Source organism: Arthrobacter sp. SAFR-023 (genome assembly GCF_051965295.1).
GTDB lineage: Bacteria > Actinomycetota > Actinomycetes > Actinomycetales > Micrococcaceae > Arthrobacter.
Genome location: NZ_JBQCMF010000014.1, coordinates 33537 through 52966, shown reverse-complemented (window position 1 = coordinate 52966; position 19430 = coordinate 33537). Strand labels below are relative to the sequence as shown.

The window sequence follows — 19430 nt, the reverse complement described above, 5'->3', positions numbered from 1 at the left end:
CCAAACAACATCCCCGCTCAGCTAGCAAGTCACATGCCGATACTCTGGAAGGCGTGGTTATTTCGCAGAGCATCCGGACCGCGCTCATCGGCGCCGGTCCGAGGGGTACCAGCGTGCTGGAGCGGCTGCTCGCCAACTGGTCCGCCGGCCGCCCTGCCGGCGCCCGCCTGCACATCGACGTCATCGATCCGTTTCCGGCCGGCCCGGGGCACGTCTGGCAGCCCGGCCAGTCCCGCCTTTACCTGATGAACACGCAGTCCTTTTACCCCACGCTGGTCCCCGAGGACACGGGGCTGGCCGGGCCCGTGGCCGGCACCACCTTCGACCGCTGGCGGACAGCCCAGCAGCGCAGCCCCCTGCCGGAGCTCACCGACGACGAGCGGGCGGAACTCGCCGTCCTGGGATCCGGCGACTTCCCCAGCCGCGCCATCTACGGCCGCTACCTGCGGTCCACGGTCGAGGAGTTGCTCGCCGCGCTGCCCGACGGCGTCACCATCGAGATGCACCAGGCGACGGCTACCGCTGTGCGCCGGCAGCCGGACGGAAGGTTCGAGGTCGACCTGGACGCCGTTGAAACGAACGACGGCGGACTGGACGGGGGCGCGACGCTGACCGTCGATTCGGTGGTGCTCGCGCTGGGCCACCTCGCCTCTAGACTCAGCCCGGAACAGCGCGAGCTGCAGGCTGCGGCCGCCCAATTCGGCCTGCGCTACTTGCCGCCCGCCGTCCCGGCCGACGTCGACTGGAGCGTGGTTCCGGCCCAGGAGCCGGTGCTGGTCCGCGGGATGGGCCTGAACTTCTTCGACGTGATGGGCCAGCTCACGGAGGGGCGGGGCGGGAAGTTCGTGGAGGCAGGGGACGCCCTCGAGTACCTGCCCTCGGGCCAGGAGCCGATCATCTTCGCCGCGTCCCGCCGCGGCACGCCGTACCGGACCAAGGCCACCCTCGCGGGCTACTACCCGGCGTCGGTCACGCTCCGCTACTTCACCGGGAAAGCACTGCAGAGGTTCGCCGCCGCCGGAATTGTTCCGGCATTCGACCACGACCTCTGGCCGCTGCTGCACCGGGACGCGCTCTGGGCCTACTACACAACCCTCGTGCGCTCGCAGCCGGACGCCGTGCAGGACCACGACGAGTTCCTCAAGGAGCTGGACGAGGCCCTGCACCCGCATGCCCACAGCACTGGCCGGTGGGAAGAGGACTTCAACGCCGTCATCGGCCGGCATGTCCGTCCGGGCAGCAGGCTGGACCTGCGCGGCCTGGCCGCCCCGCTGTCCGGGCGGAGCTTTGCTTCGCGTGCCGAGCTGGACGCCGCGGTGGTCGAGTACCTCGACGACGATGCCCGGCGCTCAGCGCTCGGCGAGGATGATCCTGTCAAGATGGCCATCGGCGCGCTGCACCACGGACGCGCCGTGCTGAAATCGGTGGTGGCCGACGGCGGGATCACCGATGAGTCGTGGGTCGCCGGCCTACGGGGCTGGTTTGAGTCGCTGGTGGAAGGGCTGGCCAGCGGTCCTCCGGCGCTGCGCGCCGAGCAGCTGTCGGCTCTGGCGCGCGCCGGAATTGTCAGCTTCGTGGGCCCGGACCCCAAGTTCGGCGTGGCCCGCGGGAAGCGCGCCTTCACCGCTGCCTCGCCGTGGGTGCGAGGTGGTGCCGCCGAAGCACACACGCTGGTGGAGGCACTGGCGCCGGCCAACCGCGTGGCACTCAACGAGTCCCCGCTGCTGGAACAGCTCCTTGCCGACGGGCTGGTCCGGCCGCGAACCATGATGACGGTGGAGGGAATCCCGGTGCAGTCCTCCGGGCTCGACGTCCGCCCGCACCCGTACCGGCCGGTTGCCGCGAACGGCGAGGTTACGGACCGGATGTACGTGCTGGGGCTGCAGCTCTCGGCCACGCAGTGGGGAACCGCCATTGCTGCCGAAGCGGCGCAGCAGGCCGGTCCTGTGTACCCCAGCGGGCAGCGCACGCTCCGCGACGCCGATGAGATCGCCCGTGCCATCCTCGGCCTGGCCCCACACGCTTCCTCAGATCCTGCCGTTTGACCCCACACGCTTCCTCAGCTCCTGCCGTTTGACCCCACACGCTTCCTCAGCTCCTGCCGTTTGAGCGCGGACGCTTCCTCAGTGACCGGCGGAGCACCACCCGGGCGAGCACAAAGAATGCCGGCTGGCAGCTTCCTTCGAAACTGCCAGCCGGCATCCCTTCAACGAACGTGGCTACAGGGCGCCCTGTCCGCCCGTTTCGGCGTCGCCCGCGTTCCCCTGGCCGGTGTCGGCCACGAGCTTGAACCGCGCCCCGGTGGGGTCTGTCAGCGTGGCCAGCCGGCCGTGGGGCGTGTCATCCGGTCCGTCAAGAACTGTCGCACCCAAGCTGACGGCCTTGTCGATCGAAGCGTCAGCGTCCGCCACCGCGAAATAGACGACCCAGTTGGAGGGGACTTCGGCGGGAAGGTCGGCCGACGCGTCATATATCCCTGCTTTTGCCTCCCGGCCGGCGCCCAGGGTTGTGTACCGGAACTCCGGGGTGTCGCTCATGACGTCGGTGTCCCAGCCGAACACGTCCTGATAGAACTTCACCGCGGCGGAGTAGTCCTTGGTGTGAAGCTCGTGCCAGGCCGGGGCGCCCGGCTCGCCAACAAGCTCGTAACCGCGCATCTCCCGTGGCTGCCACACACCTATCGTGGCACCGGAGGCGTCACCAAAGAACGCCATGTGGCCCTGTTCCGGGACGTCCATGGGTTCCATGAACACCTGGCCACCGTTTGCGGCAACCGCCGCAGCTGTGGCGGCAGCGTCGTCGGACCACAGGTAGGTGGACCACATGTCCGGCATGCCCTCCTGGCCCTCCTGCTTCTGCATGATGCCGGCGACGGTCTTGCCGTCCTTCTGGGCGGTGATGTAGCCGCCGTACTTTTCCTGGTCTCCGGTCTGGAAGTCCCAGCCGAACAGTTCGCCATAGAACTGTTTCGCCTGGTTCGCGTCGGTGGTCATGAGGTCGACCCAGCAGGGGGCGCCGGGCGTGGGTTCGGGCGTAGGCATGGTCTGCTCCTGGTGTGGTCAGCGGGATGTTCCCGCAGGTCATGGAGGTGCTACGGACAGAACCGAGACTATGCCGGGGGTATGACAGTTTCAATGGGGGTCAGGCGGGGTGCGCTCAGCGCTGGTCCGAGTATGACGTGCCCGGCTCCTGGTCGTCGTCGGCCTCTACCCACTCGGTGAAGTCCTTCAGGGACATGCACCAGTAGTAATCGGAGTAGTGCAGGCTCTGTTTTTCAGCCTTGCCCATGACCTCGACCCCCACATGCAACGGTGGATGCGGAATCCCCTCCCGCGGTCGCGGGATAGAGCGGTGCTGTTACAAGTGAACGCCTTCCGGCGGGGGGCGCGCACCAGTGGCGCGTACTCGAATTCTGTCGGGCAGGTACTCGGACTACCTGTTTTCCTGGCCCCCGTCCGCACCCCTACTTGCTGGTGGAAAGAACCACTACTTGCCCACGCAAAAGGCCGGCCAAACCAACCTTTCGATTGGCCCGGCCGGCCTTCAAAATGGCCGTCATCGCGTGCTTATTGCACGGTGCCGGCCCCTGCGCGGAAGGTAAGAGATTCGAACTCTTGGTACGGGGTTACCGCACACTGGTTTTCAAGACCAGCTCCTTCGGCCGCTCGGACAACCTTCCCTAGCTAGTAGTGTTTCATAGGCAGTTGGCTGCAACAAAAACCGCCGCGTGGCAGTTGTCGCCGCCGCACAGTATTTTTGGGGCAGGAATCAGCTAGAAATCGGGAGTTCGCCATGAAAGCCGTCTTTATCTCGGAGCCCGGCGGGCCGGAAGTGCTGGAAGTCCGCGAGGTGCCGGCTCCCCAGCCGGGCCACGGTGAGGTGCTGATCGATGTTGTGGCGGCCGGCCTGAACCGCGCCGACGTCCAGCAGCGGAGGGGCTACTACCCGCCCCCGCCGGGTGCTTCGGAGATCCCCGGGCTGGAGGTGTCAGGCAGGATTGCGGGCTTCGGACCCGGCGTCACCAAGCCGTTTTCCGTCGGGGACAAGGTAGTGGCGCTGCTGTCCGGCGGGGGCTATGCGCAGCAGGTCGCGGTGCCGTCGGAACAGGTGCTGAGGGTTCCCGACGGCGTGGACCTGGTTACCGCTGCCGCCCTGCCTGAGGTTGCCGCCACCGTCTACTCAAACCTGGTGATGACCGCGCAACTGCAGTCGGGTGAGACGGTCCTGATCCACGGCGCCACGGGGGGTATCGGCACCATGGCCATCCAGCTGGCCAAGGCCCTGGGAGCCACGGTGGCCGCCACCGCGGGAACCGACGAAAAAGTCAGCACCGCAAAGGCGTTCCTTGGCGCCGACATCGCCATCAACTATGCGGAGGAAGACTTCGCCGAGAGCCTGCGTTCCCAAAACGGGGGCAAGGGCGCCGACGTGATCCTGGACGTCGTGGGCGCCAAGTACCTGCAGAAGAACATTGACGCCCTGGCCGATTACGGCCGACTCGTCGTCATTGGGCTGCAGGGAGGTGCCAAGGGGGAACTGGACCTGGGGCAGCTGCTGCGTAAGCGCGCGGCCATCGTGGCCACGGCGCTGCGCCCCCGTCCGACAGCCGAGAAAGGGGTCATCATGACGGCCGTCAGGGACTCCGTGTGGCCCCTCGTCTCTGACGGGCGGATTCACCCGCTGGTGGCAAAGACCTTCCCGCTGGATCAGGCCAGGGCGGCGCACAAATACTTCGACTCCGGCGAGCATGTGGGCAAGGTCCTGCTGGTCATGTAGCGGCCCCGGCGCCGACGATAGATACTCAGTATTGCCATGCTGAAGAACAAAGGCTAGGCTCGGGGAATACGCAGTATGCACGCGTCTTGGGGGCGCGTGCATACTGCCGACTTCCAGCCAAGGAGCCAGATGTCCATCCGCCATAGCCTCCTCGCCCTCTTGCAAGACCAGCCGCGTTACGGCTACCAGCTCAGGGTCGAATTCGAAGACCGCACGGGCTCCACCTGGCCACTGAACATCGGGCAGGTCTACACCACCCTCGACCGGCTGGAACGTGACGGCCTCGTCAGCAACGACGGCGGCGACGGCGAGGGCCACGTCGTGTACAGCATCACCGAAGCCGGCAAGGCGGAGGTCCAGGGCTGGTTTGCGACACCGGTGGAACGCAGCAACCCGCCGCGGAACGAGCTCGCCATCAAGCTGGCGCTGGCCGTCACCCTGCCCGGGGTGGACGTCGCGGCGATCATCCAGTCCCAGCGAACCGCTTCCATGCGTGCCCTGCAGGACTATACGAAGTCGCGGCGGGACACCGCGGTCAACCAGCGGGCGGCGGACACGGCCTGGCTACTGGTGCTGGATTCGCTGATCTTCCAGACCGAGGCCGAGATCCGCTGGCTGGATCTGTGCGAGGCCCGGATGCTGCAGCTCGCGCAGGCCTCCGGGTCGCGCAGCCACGTACGCAAACCGTCCAACGGGGTCACTGTGGAAGAGGCTGCCCCGCTCAAAGCGGACAACCGCCGGTGAGCGTGCAGGGACCGCAGCAGGTCCTCGAACTCGCGAAGGTCAGCAGGACGTTCGGGCAGGGGTCCACGGCTGTTGCCGCGCTCCGGGATGTAGACCTCACCGTCAATGCCGGGGAATTCGTTGCGGTGATGGGGCCGTCCGGCTCGGGAAAATCATCCCTGCTGGCGCTGGCCGGCGGACTGGACCGGCCGACGTCGGGCGGTGTCTTTGTGGAGTCAACACCCCTGGCGGGGCTGGGACTGAACGCGCTGGCGCGGCTCCGGCGCCGTGCGGTGGGCTATGTCTTCCAGGACTTCAACCTGGTCCCGACGCTGTCGGCGGCGGAAAATGTTGCCCTGCCGCTCGAGCTCGACGGCGTGCCGGCCAGGAAAGCGCACCGGCAGGCAGTGGACGCCCTGCGGCAGGTGGGGATCCCGGAGCTGGCGCACCGGTTCATGGATGAAATGTCCGGCGGGCAGCAGCAGCGCGTGGCCATCGCCCGTGCCATCGTGGGAAACCGCCGGCTGATCCTTGCGGACGAACCCACCGGCGCCCTTGACTCCACCACGGGCCACGGCGTCATGGAGGTGCTCCGCTCCCGGGCTGACGCCGGCGCCGCCGTCATGCTGGTCACGCACGAGGCGCGCCATGCCGCGTGGGCGGACCGCGTGGTGTTTATCCGTGACGGCCGGATTGTGGATGAGGCAACGGCCATGCGCGATCCCGCAGTTCTCCTGGCACCGGCCGGCTGAGATGGCCCTGGACGTAGCGCCCGCGCCCCATGGCCGCTGGCACAGTTTTCGTCTTGCCCTCCGGATGGCACGCCGGGACATCAGCAGGCACCGCGTCCGCTCCCTGCTGATCATCCTGCTGATCCTGCTGCCGGTGGCCGGCATGACCGGCGCCGCGGCCCTGGCGCAAAGCATGCAGGAAACACCGGCGGAACGGGTGCAGTACCAGCTGGGCAGTACGCAGGCACGGTTCCGCGGCATGCCCGCTTCCAACGCCGAGACCGTGCAGGATCCTGTGTTTGAGACAGCAACCATGACGCGGAATTTCACTGTCGATCCGGACTTCGAACCGCGGAATCCGCGGGACGCGGTCCCCGCCGGCTACGAAGTCCTGACCGAAACGCAGCTGACGCTCACGGTCAGGGCCGGCGCGTCCGACGCCGGTGCGTCCGACGCCGCCGGGTACGACGTCCCCGTGATGGCCAAGGCCGTCGACGTACTGAATCCCGCCTTCACCGGAAAATACACGCTTCTGGAGGGGCGGCCCGCCGCTGCCCCTGACGAAATCCTCGCCTCGCCCGGAGCGCTGAAGCGCTTCGGCATCCGCCTCGGAGACAGGCTGACGACGGCGGACGGCACCTTCGCCGTCGTCGGCACCTTACGGGATGCTACCTCCTCGGACGGCAACCCCATCCTGTTCCTCAAACCGGGCCAGGCAGCCATGGATGGCCCGCCCGCCCGGGGCAACCCGCTCGGCGAAACGATGTACTACCTCGTCGGTTCAAACCCCGTGACGTGGGACCAGATCCGTGACCTGAACAGGTCCGGCATCGCCGTGCTTTCCCGTGCCGTAGCACTTGACCCGCCGGTCCCGTCAGGCGCTGCCGGAGGCCCCGGGACCATGCCCGCCGCTGGCTACGTTGCCGCTGTGCTGATCGCGGCACTTGCCCTGCTCGAAGTGGGACTCCTGGCCGGGGCGGCGTTTGCGGTGGGCGCTAAGCGCCAGGTCCGCGAACTAGCCCTGCTCGCCGCAAGCGGAGCGGAAGCACCTACGGTCCGGGCGGTGGTAACCGCCGCCGGGCTGTGGCTTGGGTCCATCGCAGTGGTTGCGGGTGCCGTGCTGGGGGCAGGCGGGGCTGCCGTGGCGGTGGCGGTTGCCAGGCACTTGGGCTCTGTCCGCTTTCCCGGCTTCCATCTGGACATCCTGCCCACTGTGGCGGCCATGGCCATGGGCCTGCTGGCGTGTTTCCTGGCCGCGGTGGTTCCTGCCCGTCAGGTTGCGCGGCAGGCGGTGCTCGGCGCCTTGAAGTCCGGCCGCGCACCGGCAGTCTCTGGGCCGTGGCCGGCGCGGGCGGGGGGCCTCCTGCTGGTTCTGGCCATCAGCTGCCTCGCGGCGGGGCAAACCCTGGGCCTGACCGGTGACCTGGACGTCGTCGCTGCGCGGACCCCGCTGGTCGCGGCGCTGGTCACCGGCGGCGCAGTCCTGGCGGTGACCGCCCTTGTCCTGCTCACCGGGACGTTCGTGAAAGTCCTGACTGCACGCACCGCCTGGATGCCGCTCCCGCTGCGCATGGCCGCCCGTGACTCGGCCAGGAACCGAAGCCGTACGGTGCCTGCCGTGGCGGCAATCCTCGCCGCCGCGACGCTGGCCAGTGCCGCGATGGTCCTTTCCGCGAGCCAGATGGAGGAGGCGAAGCGCACCCACATGTGGGGCGCGCAGGAAAACCAGGTTTCGCTGCCGCTGGAAACCGCGCCGGTCCAGGCCCAGGGAACGGCCTCCGGCAGGACTATCGACCCGGCTGCAGTGGCTGCGGCACTGCGGCGGGAACTCAGTACCGTGCAGTGGACGCAGGTCCTCAGGGGTCCGGTGACGAGCAAATGCCACATGCGGGCGTCAGCCGATGGATCCCTTCCTGCCACTGGTGACGCTGTGGACTGCCGGCAATACAAGCTCGCCGTGCCGGCCGGCCACGAATGCCCTGTCTCGCCGCAGGGCCGGGTCCTCGACGGGAGCGACTGGCGGTGCGGCGGATCGATGTTCCCCGTCGGCGTCAGCAGCCAGCTTCCACCTCTGGTAGTCGGCGGCGTCGATGAGCTGCGGGCGCTCCTCGGCCGGGAACCCAGCCCTGCCGCGGTGCACGCACTCAGGAGCGGCGGAATGGTGGTCAGCAACCCTGTCTTCGAAAAGGACGGGAAGGCCACGCTCCAGTCCTACGACGTTCGCGAGCCGGTTGCGGGTCCCGGTTCCGCCGTTGGCTACAAGCCCCTGAGCAACACAGGGCTGCCGGCGGCCGTGGACGCTCCGGACGTTCCGATACCGTTCTACGGCGTGATCACCCCGGACACCGCCGTCAGGCTAGGCATCCACTTCGACAACTCCGTGCTGCTGGCCCAGCTGTCCGCATACCCGGAGGCCGCCGAACAGGACCGGGCATGGGCGGCACTGGCGAATGTCTACCGGATCCAAGCCATGGGCTTCTACGTTGAGCCCGGGGCGGACCGTACCGGATCCGAACTGCTGTGGCTGATCGTCGGCATCAGCGCCTTCATTACCCTTAGCGCAGCCGGCATCACCACGGGCCTGGCGCTCGCCGACGCCAGGGCAGACCACATGACGCTGGCTGGAGTCGGGGCGCCGCCGCGGCTGCGGAAAGCCCTGGCAGGCGCGCAGTCGCTCATGACCGCGTCCCTCGGAACCTCGCTGGGAGTGGCCGCCGGGGTGGTGCCCGCAGTCCTGCTCATCGGGGCCACCCGGATGTTCGCGGAGTCGGTGGTGCCGTGGATGCCCTTGCTGGCCCTGCTCGTTGCCGTGCCGCTGACCGGAAGTGCACTGGCCTGGGTCTTCGCGCGTGCCCGCCTGCCGGTGTCCCGGCGAAGCGCCGGCACCTGAAAGCCGCTCCTGCCAGCGGCGCTGGACCCTGGCAGCCGCACCGGACCCCTGAAGTGGACGACTGGAGCGGACGACGGCGGTAAGCCGGGGCCGTCCGCTCGCCGCGGCGCTGCGACCGCTCGGCGATTCCTCCGGCAGCGCTCGGCAAATGGCCACGGTTGCAGCCCTACCCGTTGGTAGGGTGCCGGTGGCACACTCCGTGCCAACTGGGAATCTCAAGGAGGAGACATGGGCACCATGCCTGAGGACGTGACCCGAACGGCGGACGGGGAACTCAATCCCGCGGCCACCGGGTCGCTGCCGCCGACGTCGGTGGAGGACGCGGTCCGCGACGCCGAGGAGCGCAGATGGACCCCTGCGAAGATCGCCACGTGGGTAGCCATCGCGCTCCTGGGCGGCGTGGCCTGGTTCATGCTGGCCGTCGTCAGGGGCGAGACGGTCAACGCCATCTGGTTCGTGTTCGCCTCGGTGTGCACGTACCTGATCGGCTACCGCTTTTATTCGAAGGTCATCGAGCGCTATCTGCTCAAGCCGGACGACCGCCGCGCCACGCCGGCAGAGTACAAGGCTGACGGCAAGGACTACGTCCGCACGGACCGCAATGTCCTCTTCGGGCACCACTTCGCCGCCATCGCCGGAGCCGGCCCGCTCGTGGGGCCCGTCATCGCGGCCCAGATGGGTTACCTCCCGGGCACTATCTGGATCATTCTCGGCGTCGTCCTCGCAGGCGCCGTGCAGGACTACCTGGTCATGTTCTTCTCCATGCGCCGCGGCGGCCGTTCCCTCGGCCAGATGGCGCGTGAGGAGCTCGGCGTCATCGGCGGCACCGCCGCCCTCGTGGCCACGCTGCTGATCATGGTGATCATCGTCGCGATCCTGGCGCTCGTCGTCGTCAATGCTTTGGGGGAGAGCCCCTGGGGCGTCTTCTCGGTGGGCATGACCATCCCGATCGCGCTCTTCATGGGCGTGTACCTGAGGTATCTGCGTCCGGGCAAGGTCATGGAGGTTTCCATCATCGGCTTCGTGCTGCTCATGGCCGCCATCATCGGCGGCGGCGCCGTGGCCGGCACCGAGTGGGGCGCGGCGTTCTTCCACCTGGACAAGGTCACCATCGCGTGGGGCCTCATCATCTACGGCTTCATCGCGGCCATTCTGCCGGTGTGGCTCCTGCTCGCACCGCGGGACTACCTCTCGACCTTCATGAAGATCGGCGTGATCGCGATGCTCGCCGTGGCCATCATCGTGGTGCGCCCCGAAATTACTGTTCCCGCGTTCAGCGAGTTCGCCGGCCGCGAGAACGGTCCGGTCTTCTCCGGCGCCCTGTTCCCGTTCCTGTTCGTCACCATCGCCTGCGGCGCGCTTTCCGGCTTCCACGCCCTGATTTCCTCCGGCACCACGCCAAAGCTCATCGAGAAGGAACGTCAGACCCGGTTCATCGGCTACGGCGGCATGCTGATGGAGTCCTTCGTCGCCATCATGGCGCTGGTCGCGGCCATCTCCATCGACCGCGGGATCTACTTCGCCATGAACGCCCCCGCGGCGCTGACCGGGGGAACGGTGGAGACGGCGGCGCAGTGGGTCAACAGCCTTGGCCTGGCCGGCGTCAACATCACCCCTGACGTCCTGGCGCAGACTGCGTCGAACGTGGGCGAGGAAAGCATCGTCTCGCGCTCAGGCGGCGCGCCAACGCTCGCCGTGGGCCTGGCCCACATCATGCAGCAGTTCATCGGCGGCACCGGCATGATGGCCTTCTGGTACCACTTCGCCATCATGTTCGAGGCCCTGTTCATCCTCACCGCAGTCGACGCCGGAACGCGCGTTGCGCGGTTCATGCTGCAGGATTCGATCGGGAACTTTGCCCCGAAGTTCAAGGAGGCGTCCTGGCGTCCCGGCGCGTGGCTCTGCACGGCCATCATGGTGGGCGCCTGGGGCGCCGTGCTGCTGATGGGCGTCACCGACCCGCTGGGCGGCATCAACACCCTCTTCCCGCTGTTCGGCATCGCCAACCAGCTGCTGGCTGCGATCGCCCTGGCGGTGTGCATGGCCATCGCGGCGAAGCGCGGCTCGTTCAGATACATGTGGATCGTTGCCGTGCCGCTGGCCTTCACCGCCGTCGTCACCATCACGGCAAGCATCCACAAGATCTTCTCTTCCCTCCCGGCGGTGGGGTACTTCGCCAACAACGCCGCCTTCAGCAAGGCGCTGGCCGACGGGAAGACCTCGTTCGGCACGGCCAAGACCACGGCGGCCATGGAGGCCGTGGTCCGCAACACCATGATCCAAGGCTGGCTGTCCGTCATCTTCGTGGTCCTGAGCATCATCGTCATCATCACCGCGGTGCTTGCCACGGTGAAGGCCTTCCGGAACACCGCGGCCGGCGTCCCCAACGTCAACAACGAGGACCGGCCACATCCCTCACGCGTCTACGCGCCCGCCGGGCTGATCCCCACGCCCGCCGAACGCGAGCTCATGGCCGAATGGAACAAGCTGCCCGCCGACATGCGTGTTGAGCGGGCGGGGCACCACTGATGAGTGCTGCACCCGGACCGGCCGGCCTGCTTCATCCGGTGGCGGGAGCCTTCCGCGGCTTCGCACGGTACGTGCAGGGTGTCATGGGCGCCGACGCGTACCGGAAGTACCTGGAGCACCACGCGGCGGCCGGCCACGGCACGCCGCCCCTGGACGAACGGGCGTTCTGGCGGGACCGGACTGACCGCCAGGACACCAACCCGCAGGGAAGGTGCTGCTGACCATGCCAGTTCCGCCGGCCCGATTCGCTGTTCGCAGGATCGGGCCGGCGGATGCCGGCGAGATGGGGGCCTGGATGAGGGGCCGTGGAGCGGCGGAAGTGTGGGTTTGGCCAACACCTAAGCCGTCGGCTTCTACCGCGAATGCGGTTTCGCTACGGACGAAGGCGAAATCCTGGTCAAGGGAGCTTCATTGACTGGACTCCGCGTTCCGGGCCCGTGAGAGTATGAACGCATGAGCGATCCCGAAGACACTCAACCCACCCGGACTGCAGAGGACGAGGAACCAGTGGAGGGCACCACCCTGGATGATGAGGGCACCCCCCTGGATGCGGGGGCCGCTGGGCGCCCCGCCGAGGCGGAAAAGCCGAAGGCCGCCAACCTGCAGGACCTCGTGGATGAGCCCGCGAAGGTGATGCGGATCGGGACCATGATCCGGCAGCTGCTGGAAGAAGTGAAGTCTGCGCCTTTGGACGACGCCGCCCGGGGCCGCCTGGCGGAGATCCACGAGCGCTCCATCAAGGAGCTTGAGGACGGTCTGGCACCGGAACTGGTGCAGGAGCTGGAACGGATCAGCCTGCCATTCCCGGACGACGCCACTCCCTCTGACGCCGAGCTGCGGATCGCCCAGGCCCAGCTGGTGGGCTGGCTGGAAGGCCTGTTCCACGGGATCCAGACGGCGATAGCCGCCCAGCACGCCGCCCGGGAACACACCCTGGCCCAGATGCAGCTAAAGCAGCTGCCGCCAGGCACAGTCATCGCGCCCGGTGTGATCATCGGTGAGAACGGTGAGCCGCAGCGTGCCAAGGCGCCCCAGCCCGGTTCAGATCCGCTGCACCCGGGCCGGAAGGAAGACCCCGACCACGGCCCCGGCCAGTATTTGTAGGCCTCTTTGGGATTTTTCACGGCCGCCCGGCAAGGGCGGAAAGACGACGCCGAACTTGGCAAGGGCCTGTGGCGCCGTGCCCATGACCGGTTCCACCGCGGCCTCGACCGCTACCACCAGGTGCTCGAAGGTGTGGAGGACGAGCAGCTCTATGGAGAGCTGGTGGAGATCGCCAACCGGCTGGCCGGCCTCTCCAGCCGCGTCCGGGAGATTTGCGTTGAGGCGCAGCGGCGGTCGCCCAGCGACGGGCTGGACATTCCGCATGCACTGTCCGGTGTTCACCGCTCGCTCTCCAAGGCGGGCAACTCGCTCGCGGCCACCGCCGAGGCGGCGGCGATGCTGCGGCTTGCCGTGGGACCCGTGCCGGTTGGCGCGGCCTCCGTATGGCGCCGGGCGGAGACTGTTTTTGAGCAGGTGGCCGACGCCGAGCGGCTCCTCTTGGAGTCCTGACAGAGTCCCGGGAGAGTCCGGACGGCGGTACCCGCCGGCCGTCGAAATATTCCCCGTGACGGGCCGTTACGCGGCTAGCTTAGCTTCGTCATATTCCGTGTCCTCCCGGTTTGTTTGTTGGCAGGATGGACAAATGACTTCTTCACCAACACTGACATTCAATGACGGCAACACCATTCCGCAGCTTGGCTACGGGGTTTGGCAGGTTGAAGACGACGTAGCCGAGAAGGTTGTCTTCCAGGCGTTCCAGGCCGGGTTCCGCCACATCGACACCGCCAAGATCTACGGCAACGAGTCCGGCGTCGGCCGGGCGATCGCCAGCTCCGGGCTGTCGCCGGAGGAAATCTTCATCACCACCAAGCTGTGGAACGCCGACCAGGGGTACGAATCAACGCTTGCCGCGTTCGAGGAGTCCCTGGAGCGGTTGGGCCTTGAAACACTGGATCTGTACCTGATCCACTGGCTCCAGCCCATGCAGGACAAGTACGTAGACACCTGGAAGGCGCTGATCGAACTCCAGAAGCGCGGCAAGGTCAAGTCCATCGGCGTGTCCAACTTCACCGTCGAAGGTCTGCAGCGGATCATCGACGAGACCGGCGTGGTTCCGGCCATCAACCAGGTGGAACTGCACCCGTACTTCAGCCAGTCGGAACTGCGGGAGTTCAATGCCTCCCAGGGCATCCTGACCCAGGCCTGGTCGCCGCTGGGCCAGGGCGGCGAACTCCTGGAGGACCCGGTCATTGCGGGCATCGCACAGAAGCACAACGCCACCCCGGCGCAGGTGGTCATCGCATGGCACCTCGCGGTCGGAAACGTCGTCATCCCCAAGTCCGTCACCGAATCCAGGATCCGTGAGAACTTCGACGCGCTGAACGTCACGCTGGACGCCGAGGACGTTGCAGCCATCAACGGGCTGGACCGCACCGCGGAAGGAAGCGGCAGGATCGGTCCAGACCCGGCCGTCTCTGACTTCGCCTAATTCCTAGGCTGCCCACGGACAGGCCCCGCCACGTTCGCTTACGCGGACGGGGCGGGGCCTGTCCGCGTTGATCGGCCTCGGCTGTTCAGGCCTGACTGGTCAGGCTTAAGCGCGGTCAGGCGGCGAGCTGTTCCTGGTGGACGGCAACGGCGTCGACGACGGCCCAGCTGTCCTCGCCGGTGATGCTGCGGCTCGCGAAAAGCTCTGCCGCCTTCACGGTGTCGAAGACCTCGGTGCGGATCCGGCCGCAGTCGGCGTCGAAGTAAGTTACGTGGAACTCCTGATTATTTTCCATGGCTCCATCGTGCAACCGGGGTCTGACATTTTTGGCAGTTCAGTCCGGCGTGTTGCGGAGACGGAGCACACGTTCCTTGGCCAGCACGGCCGACCGCTCGCTTTTCTCCGCTGCCCGAGCGTACTGCTTCGCCTCGGCGGCAGCGGTATCGCGCTGCTTGCGCGCGGCATCGAGTGAGAGTTCCAGGGCCCGGAGCCGCTGCCGCGCCTCGTTGACGCCAGCTGTGAGCTGGACAAAGGCTGCCGCGGCGTCCTCCTGGGCCTGGGCGCGTCGTGCGGCCTCGCCGGCGGCATTGGCGGCAGCCTCCTCCGCTTCCGCCAGTGCCGCCTGCGCCTTCTCCAGCAGGGACGGCGGAACAGGGCGGGGAGCGCTGCGGACGGCCCGCAGCCGCGGCTTTTGCTGCTCTTCAGCGTCGGTCTTGTCCGCGGCCTTCGGCGGCTGTGTTCGTGCGCGCCTGCCTGCCGGAGCCGCTGTGGCGGAGGGTTCCTCCGGACGGCTTTTCGGCCCCCCACCGATCGGGCGCCGTGCTCCACCGGGCCGCTGCGGTGGGAGCGGCCGAGGCGGCAGCTTGCCAAGGGCGGACGGAACCGCCACGGCGTCGGTGACATCAACCTGGTCAACGCCGTCGGCGGACAGACCGCGGAGTAGCAGCCCGCTTTCGACGGCGGCGGCAGCCGCCAGGTCTGCGGTGGCGGCCCGCAGTGTTTCTTCCACTTCGGTGGCCACGGGACCGCTGATCTTCCGGCCTTGTTCCTCAGCGGCGAGCCGTGCTTCACCCACAGCGGTGCCGAGGAGCTTCCGGCGTTCCTTGGCGAGTTCCCTCAGTGCTGCGGCGTCGAGGGAAGCCTGTGCCTCCTGCATGGTCTGTCCGAGGACCCTGAGCTGCTGAACGGCCTCGGGGCGATGGTGCGCCAGCATGTTGACGGTCCAAGCGGCCACGGATGGTTTCGGCAAGGTCCGGATCGCCTGGGCAAGGGGCTTGTCGGATGTGGCGGCTTCCTTGGAAGCCGCAGTGCGGGCGGCAATGAAGTCGTCGAAGGGAAGCGCGTACAGGGCCTGGGCGGCGCGCTGCAGTTCCTCCTCCATGACAGCATCATATGTTTTGGCACGTAGGTTTCAGCATGCCGCATGTGGGCAGAGTTCCGGCCGGACCACCTCGGCCGGGCGCGCTCCGCTCTAGTGGGCGGCCAATCTGCCGCCGTGACCGCTCTGCCATCTGTCCAGGAGGCGGTGATACAACCTGAGGGCAGCTCTGTAGAGGCCAACGGCCAGTGCATTGATGAGTAGAAGGAGGACTTGCACGGCGCCGACCCCGAGCAGAAGCAGGCCGAAAACAGCGAGCGCCGGCAGGAACATAAGAAAAACGGCTATAGCGACGCCGATATAGCCGAGGGCATAGCTGACGATTGTCGCCTGGTCCACTGGAATCCCACCACAGCCAGCTCAGTAATTCCGGATGCTGCATTCCCCTCTGCAGCTAGGGTGATGTGGTCCCCGGCTGCTACTGCAGCCGGGGACCACTTAGCGGGAATAGGATCCGCACGCTGATGATGCTGCACCTGCACACTTTGCGCTGTGGCGTTCTCTATTAGCTCGCCGCCCAATTAGCAGCTTTTGCGTGTACCGGTATCCCGTCCCGGTCTATGAGGCGTTGACTTGCTGCCGGGGACCCCCTCCTTGACCTCAGTTTCCGATGGTGGCTGATACCGATTTTTATAGCACCGCTCCAACGGGCCTGACAAGAGAATTTTCGGGGCACGGGCAACGGATGCTTGCCAGCTACTAAGCATGCTGATTAACTCTTTATAGCTGGTGCCACACCCGCGGTGCCTGTCTGGTGGAAAGGAAAGTGCGTCATGGGAATTCTTGGATTTCTCCTGCTCGGTCTGATTGCGGGGGCCATTGCAAAAGCCATTCTTCCCGGGAGGCAGGGCGGCGGTTGGATAGTCACCCTCGTCTTGGGCGTTGTCGGGGCTATCCTCGGCGGCTGGATCGGTTCGCTGATCTTCGGCGGTGGCCTGGGTGACTTCTTCGACCTCAGGACTTGGCTGTTGTCCATCCTCGGGGCCGTCATTGTGTTGCTGATCTACGGCGCCGTCACTCGCAGAAGCCGGGTCTGACCTGATTTCATAGCACCACGATCTGCAAGTGGGGTCGGCCCAAGCGAGGGCCGGCCCCACTGGTGCCATGGTCCCCTCGCCAAGCGGGGACCATGGAAGCGGCGATACCGCTCGAGAGAGAAGTATCGGCCGAAAGTACAGTCGGGGGAAAGGGCTCGCGGCCGGACGGGAGGTGGGCATGACGTACGCTTCGGAGGATTGGACGATGCGCCGTCAGGTCATGGACGTCATTATCGATGTTCTTTCGGCTGTTGCCACAGGCCCTGAGGTTCGCGTCAGCCTGTTGCGCCACCTTGAAGAGAACCCTGGCAATCCGGAAAAGGCCCTGCTGGCCCACCTGTCGGACCGGAACATCCCCGACGACGTTGCGTAGCGGCTTCCGGTCGCGCCTAACTTTCAGTGGGAATCTGGGGAGGCTAGCGCCGCGCCCGGAGTGCGCCGCGCAGCGCAAAGCCGACGGCACACACGAGCGGTACTAGGCAAGCGGTCAGCGACAGGGGATTTGGACGGAAAGTTAGCCTGCCGCCGTCGTCGTGCGCGTACACCCCCAGCGGGAAGACGAACCCGCCTCCTCCGCCGCCGGAGCCCGCTGCGTCCGGATCGCCGCCTTCGGTGCCGCCGCCAAAGCCGAAGGAGACCAGCGCGACGGGAACGAGTTCCTTTCCGTCGAGCCGGATAGGCTCCCCATAAGCTTTGGACACGCCCACCTCTTTGAAGGTTTCAGTGAGGGACTTCATCGCATCTGCCATGGCATCAGGACCAGAATTCGGCGGCCTTGGCGGTGTCTTCGGGGAATTCATAAACCTCGCTGACTTTCCCGTCCTTGAGCGCGAAGACGATGACGGTCCGTTGGTCGATGGCCGCCCCGTTGCGTTGTGCGTGCACCCTCTGGAAGCCAACGGTGTGATTTTCCCCGCCGATCAGATCGTCCAGCTCAACTCTGATGGTGCCGTCGGACCGCGTGAACAGTTCGCCGAAGTAGGCGAGGATTGCGTCCAGGCCCTGCTTGTCACCGGACAGCCCGCCGCTGCCTCCCAGATGCCAGACGGCGTCCTCCGCGAACAGGTTTCGAAGAGTTTCCATGTCACCTGCACCGAACGCTTCGTAGCCCCGTCGCACCACACCGGCATCTTCCTGGGTTCCCATCTCGCCACCTCACTGTCGTCGTTGTCGGATCCCAGCGAGGAAAGGTTAAGCCCGCGCGAGGACCGTGTCGATGATCAGTTTTTGTCGCCGGCGTCGAAGCGCCCGTGGAGGGCAGAGGGCCCCCGAGGAGTGATTGACTCCGGCCTCGGCAAGCCTTAGGTTATCGACTGTCGTTATTAATGAGTTTCATAACTGGGGGATTGAATGAAAGTTACCACGGGTGCCGTTCCCGCTTCAGGCCGGAAAATGATCGTGTCCAGAACAGATGCGCTTCTTCTGATGATTGCCTCGTCAGCGGCAGCAGTCACGACGACGGCGCTTACGGTGTGGGGCATCGTCGATTCCGCTGCAGGTCCGGTGACACTCACGCTGCCTGTGGCTACGACCCGCCAAGCGGCATCCGGACTGTCACTCGGGACTACTGGACACTACACCGCACTCGATGCGACCATCCCGGTGCTTCCTTCCGGCCCGGCCTCCCTGCTGGGGTGGGCCGGGGCCCTGAACCAGCTCGGCATTCTTGCCGTTCTGGCGCTGATCTTCTTGCTGGCCTACCGGCTCCGGAGTGAAATTCTTTTCACACGTGGTTCTGCGTGGCTCGTTGGCGCCGGGGGAATTGTCCTGGCACTGTCCGGGACGGTGGGGCAGATCCTCGATTCCATCGCGCGGAGCCGGTTGGCGGACCTGATCGGAGCGCACGGGCGCGTGCCGGGGGAGTATTACCTCTTCTCTGTGGACTTCAACGTCGGTCCTCTGGTGCTGGGCATCGCCTTGCTTCTTGTCGCCGGGGTCTTCGAGTTTGGCCGAAGGCTGCAGAAGGACACCGAGGGCCTGGTCTGATGCCGGCGGACGAAACCACAGGAATCCATTGCCGGCTTCACGAGCTGCTGGCAGACCGCGGGATGACCCTGACCGAACTGAGCAAGCGGGTCGGCGTCAGCCTGGTGAACCTGTCGGTGCTGAAAAACGACAGGGCAAAGGCGATCAGGTTCTCCACCCTGACGGCCATCTGCGACGCCCTGGAGTGCCAGGTCGGGGACCTCCTGGTCACCGCGGGCAGCACAGCCGGCAGTCGCTGATCCCGATCATCTGCGGGGGCTGGACACCAGAAGGTGCCGGACCTACGGTTCAGGTGGCGGTTGCAGTGAAGGACGACGGCGGCTGCCGAGGGCCCGAAATCGGGCCGCCCGTTATGACAGGAGGAAGCAGATGGAAACTGTTGAAGAGACCGTTGATGTCGCAGTTCCGGTCCGTACGGCCTACAACCAGTGGACGCAGTTCGAATCATTTCCGCAGTTCATGTCCGGCGTGGAATCCGTAACCCAGCTGAGTAACACCACCAATCATTGGGTCACGAAGGTCGGCGGTGTGAAGCGGGAATTTGATACGGAGATAGTTGACCAGGAGCCTGATGACCGGATCGCCTAGCGCAGCACCGACGGCAAGTCCCATGCCGGCATCATCAGGTTCACGCCCCTGGATGCCAACCACACGAAAGTGAAGGTCCACTTCGAATGGGCGCCGGAAACCGTCACGGAGAAAGCAGGCGCGGCCCTGAAGATTGACGAAATGCAGGTCAAGGCCGACATGCGGAAATTCAAGGACTTCATCGAGTCACGCGGCGCGGAAACCGGCGGCTGGCGCGGAGAGGTCGAAGACAGCGGCCCCACCGGGCAGTTCTAGAAAA

General features: G+C 66.4%; 21 protein-coding genes, 1 tRNA gene and 1 pseudogene. 15 read left to right on the top strand and 8 right to left on the bottom strand.

Features of this window, described 5'->3' with window-relative positions; genetic code table 11:
* The first annotated feature begins 53 nt into the window (after nucleotides 1-53).
* Nucleotides 54-2045: an FAD/NAD(P)-binding protein gene (locus ACTHQX_RS15485; RefSeq protein WP_440158119.1), complete on the top strand. Its 1992-nt coding sequence runs from the start codon at nucleotides 54-56 to the stop codon at nucleotides 2043-2045.
* Nucleotides 2046-2219: 174 nt separating this feature from the next.
* Here ACTHQX_RS15485 and ACTHQX_RS15480 read toward each other — a convergent pair whose 3' ends face one another.
* From ACTHQX_RS15480 to ACTHQX_RS15470, 3 genes are all read right to left on the bottom strand, one after another.
* On the bottom strand, nucleotides 2220-3041 hold the full coding sequence (locus ACTHQX_RS15480) for a VOC family protein (RefSeq protein ID WP_440158120.1): 822 nt from the start codon (nucleotides 3039-3041) through the stop codon (nucleotides 2220-2222).
* A gap of 115 nt (nucleotides 3042-3156) precedes the next feature.
* Entirely contained in the window at nucleotides 3157-3288 is a 132-nt protein-coding gene (locus ACTHQX_RS15475; protein ID WP_272912741.1) for a hypothetical protein, read from the bottom strand.
* A gap of 303 nt (nucleotides 3289-3591) precedes the next feature.
* A tRNA-Ser gene (locus tag ACTHQX_RS15470) sits at nucleotides 3592-3679 on the bottom strand.
* Between the two features lie 113 nt (nucleotides 3680-3792).
* Between ACTHQX_RS15470 and ACTHQX_RS15465 the strand changes: the two genes are divergently transcribed.
* The 9 genes from ACTHQX_RS15465 (at nucleotide 3793) to ACTHQX_RS15425 (ending at nucleotide 14182) form a co-directional block, all read left to right on the top strand.
* A complete protein-coding gene (locus tag ACTHQX_RS15465) occupies nucleotides 3793-4776 on the top strand; it encodes an NAD(P)H-quinone oxidoreductase (protein WP_440158121.1) in 984 nt (327 codons plus the stop codon).
* 129 nt (nucleotides 4777-4905) lie between these two features.
* Nucleotides 4906-5520, top strand: coding sequence for a PadR family transcriptional regulator (locus ACTHQX_RS15460; protein ID WP_440158122.1), 615 nt, complete (start codon nucleotides 4906-4908; stop codon nucleotides 5518-5520).
* Nucleotides 5517-6251, top strand: coding sequence for an ABC transporter ATP-binding protein (locus tag ACTHQX_RS15455; RefSeq protein ID WP_440158123.1), 735 nt, complete (start codon nucleotides 5517-5519; stop codon nucleotides 6249-6251). The genes ACTHQX_RS15460 and ACTHQX_RS15455 overlap by 4 nt, the downstream gene beginning before the upstream one ends.
* A 64-nt stretch (nucleotides 6252-6315) precedes the next feature.
* A complete protein-coding gene (locus tag ACTHQX_RS15450; RefSeq protein WP_440158125.1) occupies nucleotides 6316-9120 on the top strand; it encodes an FtsX-like permease family protein in 2805 nt (934 codons plus the stop codon).
* Between the two features lie 228 nt (nucleotides 9121-9348).
* The gene (locus tag ACTHQX_RS15445; protein WP_440158126.1) at nucleotides 9349-11649 is read left to right on the top strand and encodes a carbon starvation CstA family protein; all 2301 of its coding nucleotides are present in this window, start codon (nucleotides 9349-9351) and stop codon (nucleotides 11647-11649) included.
* On the top strand, nucleotides 11649-11870 hold the full coding sequence (locus tag ACTHQX_RS15440; protein ID WP_236806783.1) for a YbdD/YjiX family protein: 222 nt from the start codon (nucleotides 11649-11651) through the stop codon (nucleotides 11868-11870). The genes ACTHQX_RS15445 and ACTHQX_RS15440 overlap by 1 nt, the downstream gene beginning before the upstream one ends.
* 232 nt (nucleotides 11871-12102) lie before the next feature.
* Nucleotides 12103-12753, top strand: a complete 651-nt coding sequence (locus tag ACTHQX_RS15435) for a bacterial proteasome activator family protein (protein ID WP_440158127.1) — start codon at nucleotides 12103-12105, stop codon at nucleotides 12751-12753.
* Between the two features lie 6 nt (nucleotides 12754-12759).
* Complete coding sequence (locus ACTHQX_RS15430; protein ID WP_440158128.1) at nucleotides 12760-13203, top strand: hypothetical protein; 444 nt, start codon at nucleotides 12760-12762, stop codon at nucleotides 13201-13203.
* Nucleotides 13204-13336: 133 nt separating this feature from the next.
* Nucleotides 13337-14182 carry an aldo/keto reductase gene (locus ACTHQX_RS15425; RefSeq protein ID WP_440158129.1) on the top strand — a complete coding sequence of 282 codons (846 nt, stop codon included), beginning with the start codon at nucleotides 13337-13339 and terminating at the stop codon, nucleotides 14180-14182.
* A gap of 115 nt (nucleotides 14183-14297) precedes the next feature.
* On the opposite strand, the gene ACTHQX_RS15420 is transcribed toward ACTHQX_RS15425, so the two are convergent.
* From ACTHQX_RS15420 to ACTHQX_RS15410, 3 genes are all read right to left on the bottom strand, one after another.
* Complete coding sequence (locus ACTHQX_RS15420) at nucleotides 14298-14477, bottom strand: hypothetical protein (protein ID WP_236806796.1); 180 nt, start codon at nucleotides 14475-14477, stop codon at nucleotides 14298-14300.
* 39 nt (nucleotides 14478-14516) lie between these two features.
* On the bottom strand, nucleotides 14517-15563 hold the full coding sequence (locus tag ACTHQX_RS15415; RefSeq protein WP_440158130.1) for a hypothetical protein: 1047 nt from the start codon (nucleotides 15561-15563) through the stop codon (nucleotides 14517-14519).
* 90 nt (nucleotides 15564-15653) lie between these two features.
* Nucleotides 15654-15899: a hypothetical protein gene (locus ACTHQX_RS15410; protein ID WP_236806800.1), complete on the bottom strand. Its 246-nt coding sequence runs from the start codon at nucleotides 15897-15899 to the stop codon at nucleotides 15654-15656.
* Between the two features lie 434 nt (nucleotides 15900-16333).
* On the opposite strand from ACTHQX_RS15410, the gene ACTHQX_RS15405 reads away from it, so the two are divergent.
* Nucleotides 16334-16597, top strand: coding sequence for a GlsB/YeaQ/YmgE family stress response membrane protein (locus ACTHQX_RS15405; protein WP_003801204.1), 264 nt, complete (start codon nucleotides 16334-16336; stop codon nucleotides 16595-16597).
* A 178-nt stretch (nucleotides 16598-16775) separates the two neighbouring features.
* The gene (locus ACTHQX_RS15400; protein ID WP_236806802.1) at nucleotides 16776-16970 is read left to right on the top strand and encodes a hypothetical protein; all 195 of its coding nucleotides are present in this window, start codon (nucleotides 16776-16778) and stop codon (nucleotides 16968-16970) included.
* A 43-nt stretch (nucleotides 16971-17013) separates the two neighbouring features.
* Here the strand turns inward: ACTHQX_RS15400 and ACTHQX_RS15395 are convergent, their stop codons facing one another.
* Together ACTHQX_RS15395 and ACTHQX_RS15390 are read right to left on the bottom strand one after the other, a co-directional pair.
* Nucleotides 17014-17334, bottom strand: coding sequence for a hypothetical protein (locus ACTHQX_RS15395; protein ID WP_440158131.1), 321 nt, complete (start codon nucleotides 17332-17334; stop codon nucleotides 17014-17016).
* A 16-nt stretch (nucleotides 17335-17350) separates the two neighbouring features.
* Nucleotides 17351-17743, bottom strand: coding sequence for a nuclear transport factor 2 family protein (locus tag ACTHQX_RS15390; protein WP_440158132.1), 393 nt, complete (start codon nucleotides 17741-17743; stop codon nucleotides 17351-17353).
* Nucleotides 17744-17989: 246 nt separating this feature from the next.
* Between ACTHQX_RS15390 and ACTHQX_RS15385 the strand changes: the two genes are divergently transcribed.
* The 3 genes and pseudogenes from ACTHQX_RS15385 to ACTHQX_RS15375 all read left to right on the top strand — a co-directional run bounded on the left by ACTHQX_RS15385 (nucleotide 17990) and on the right by ACTHQX_RS15375 (nucleotide 19426).
* The gene (locus ACTHQX_RS15385) at nucleotides 17990-18583 is read left to right on the top strand and encodes a hypothetical protein (RefSeq protein ID WP_440174619.1); all 594 of its coding nucleotides are present in this window, start codon (nucleotides 17990-17992) and stop codon (nucleotides 18581-18583) included.
* Nucleotides 18583-18822: a helix-turn-helix domain-containing protein gene (locus ACTHQX_RS15380; RefSeq protein WP_440158134.1), complete on the top strand. Its 240-nt coding sequence runs from the start codon at nucleotides 18583-18585 to the stop codon at nucleotides 18820-18822. The genes ACTHQX_RS15385 and ACTHQX_RS15380 overlap by 1 nt, the downstream gene beginning before the upstream one ends.
* A gap of 130 nt (nucleotides 18823-18952) precedes the next feature.
* A pseudogene (locus ACTHQX_RS15375) lies at nucleotides 18953-19426 on the top strand (SRPBCC family protein).
* Nucleotides 19427-19430 lie beyond the last annotated feature (4 nt).

Excerpts from the sequence above, each read along its gene's own strand:
- ACTHQX_RS15480 (WP_440158120.1), bottom strand. The coding sequence starts at position 3,041 with ATGCCTACGCCCGAACCCACGCCCGGCGCCCCCTGCTGGGTCGACCTC.
- ACTHQX_RS15475 (WP_272912741.1), bottom strand. The coding sequence starts at position 3,288 with ATGGGCAAGGCTGAAAAACAGAGCCTGCACTACTCCGATTACTACTGG.
- ACTHQX_RS15465 (WP_440158121.1), top strand. The coding sequence starts at position 3,793 with ATGAAAGCCGTCTTTATCTCGGAGCCCGGCGGGCCGGAAGTGCTGGAA.
- ACTHQX_RS15460 (WP_440158122.1), top strand. The coding sequence starts at position 4,906 with ATGTCCATCCGCCATAGCCTCCTCGCCCTCTTGCAAGACCAGCCGCGT.
- ACTHQX_RS15450 (WP_440158125.1), top strand. The coding sequence starts at position 6,316 with ATGGCACGCCGGGACATCAGCAGGCACCGCGTCCGCTCCCTGCTGATC.
- ACTHQX_RS15445 (WP_440158126.1), top strand. The coding sequence starts at position 9,349 with ATGGGCACCATGCCTGAGGACGTGACCCGAACGGCGGACGGGGAACTC.
- ACTHQX_RS15440 (WP_236806783.1), top strand. The coding sequence starts at position 11,649 with ATGAGTGCTGCACCCGGACCGGCCGGCCTGCTTCATCCGGTGGCGGGA.
- ACTHQX_RS15435 (WP_440158127.1), top strand. The coding sequence starts at position 12,103 with ATGAGCGATCCCGAAGACACTCAACCCACCCGGACTGCAGAGGACGAG.
- ACTHQX_RS15425 (WP_440158129.1), top strand. The coding sequence starts at position 13,337 with ATGACTTCTTCACCAACACTGACATTCAATGACGGCAACACCATTCCG.
- ACTHQX_RS15420 (WP_236806796.1), bottom strand. The coding sequence starts at position 14,477 with ATGGAAAATAATCAGGAGTTCCACGTAACTTACTTCGACGCCGACTGC.
- ACTHQX_RS15415 (WP_440158130.1), bottom strand. The coding sequence starts at position 15,563 with ATGGAGGAGGAACTGCAGCGCGCCGCCCAGGCCCTGTACGCGCTTCCC.
- ACTHQX_RS15405 (WP_003801204.1), top strand. The coding sequence starts at position 16,334 with ATGGGAATTCTTGGATTTCTCCTGCTCGGTCTGATTGCGGGGGCCATT.
- ACTHQX_RS15400 (WP_236806802.1), top strand. The coding sequence starts at position 16,776 with ATGACGTACGCTTCGGAGGATTGGACGATGCGCCGTCAGGTCATGGAC.
- ACTHQX_RS15395 (WP_440158131.1), bottom strand. The coding sequence starts at position 17,334 with ATGAAGTCCCTCACTGAAACCTTCAAAGAGGTGGGCGTGTCCAAAGCT.
- ACTHQX_RS15390 (WP_440158132.1), bottom strand. The coding sequence starts at position 17,743 with ATGGGAACCCAGGAAGATGCCGGTGTGGTGCGACGGGGCTACGAAGCG.
- ACTHQX_RS15385 (WP_440174619.1), top strand. The coding sequence starts at position 17,990 with ATGATCGTGTCCAGAACAGATGCGCTTCTTCTGATGATTGCCTCGTCA.
- ACTHQX_RS15380 (WP_440158134.1), top strand. The coding sequence starts at position 18,583 with ATGCCGGCGGACGAAACCACAGGAATCCATTGCCGGCTTCACGAGCTG.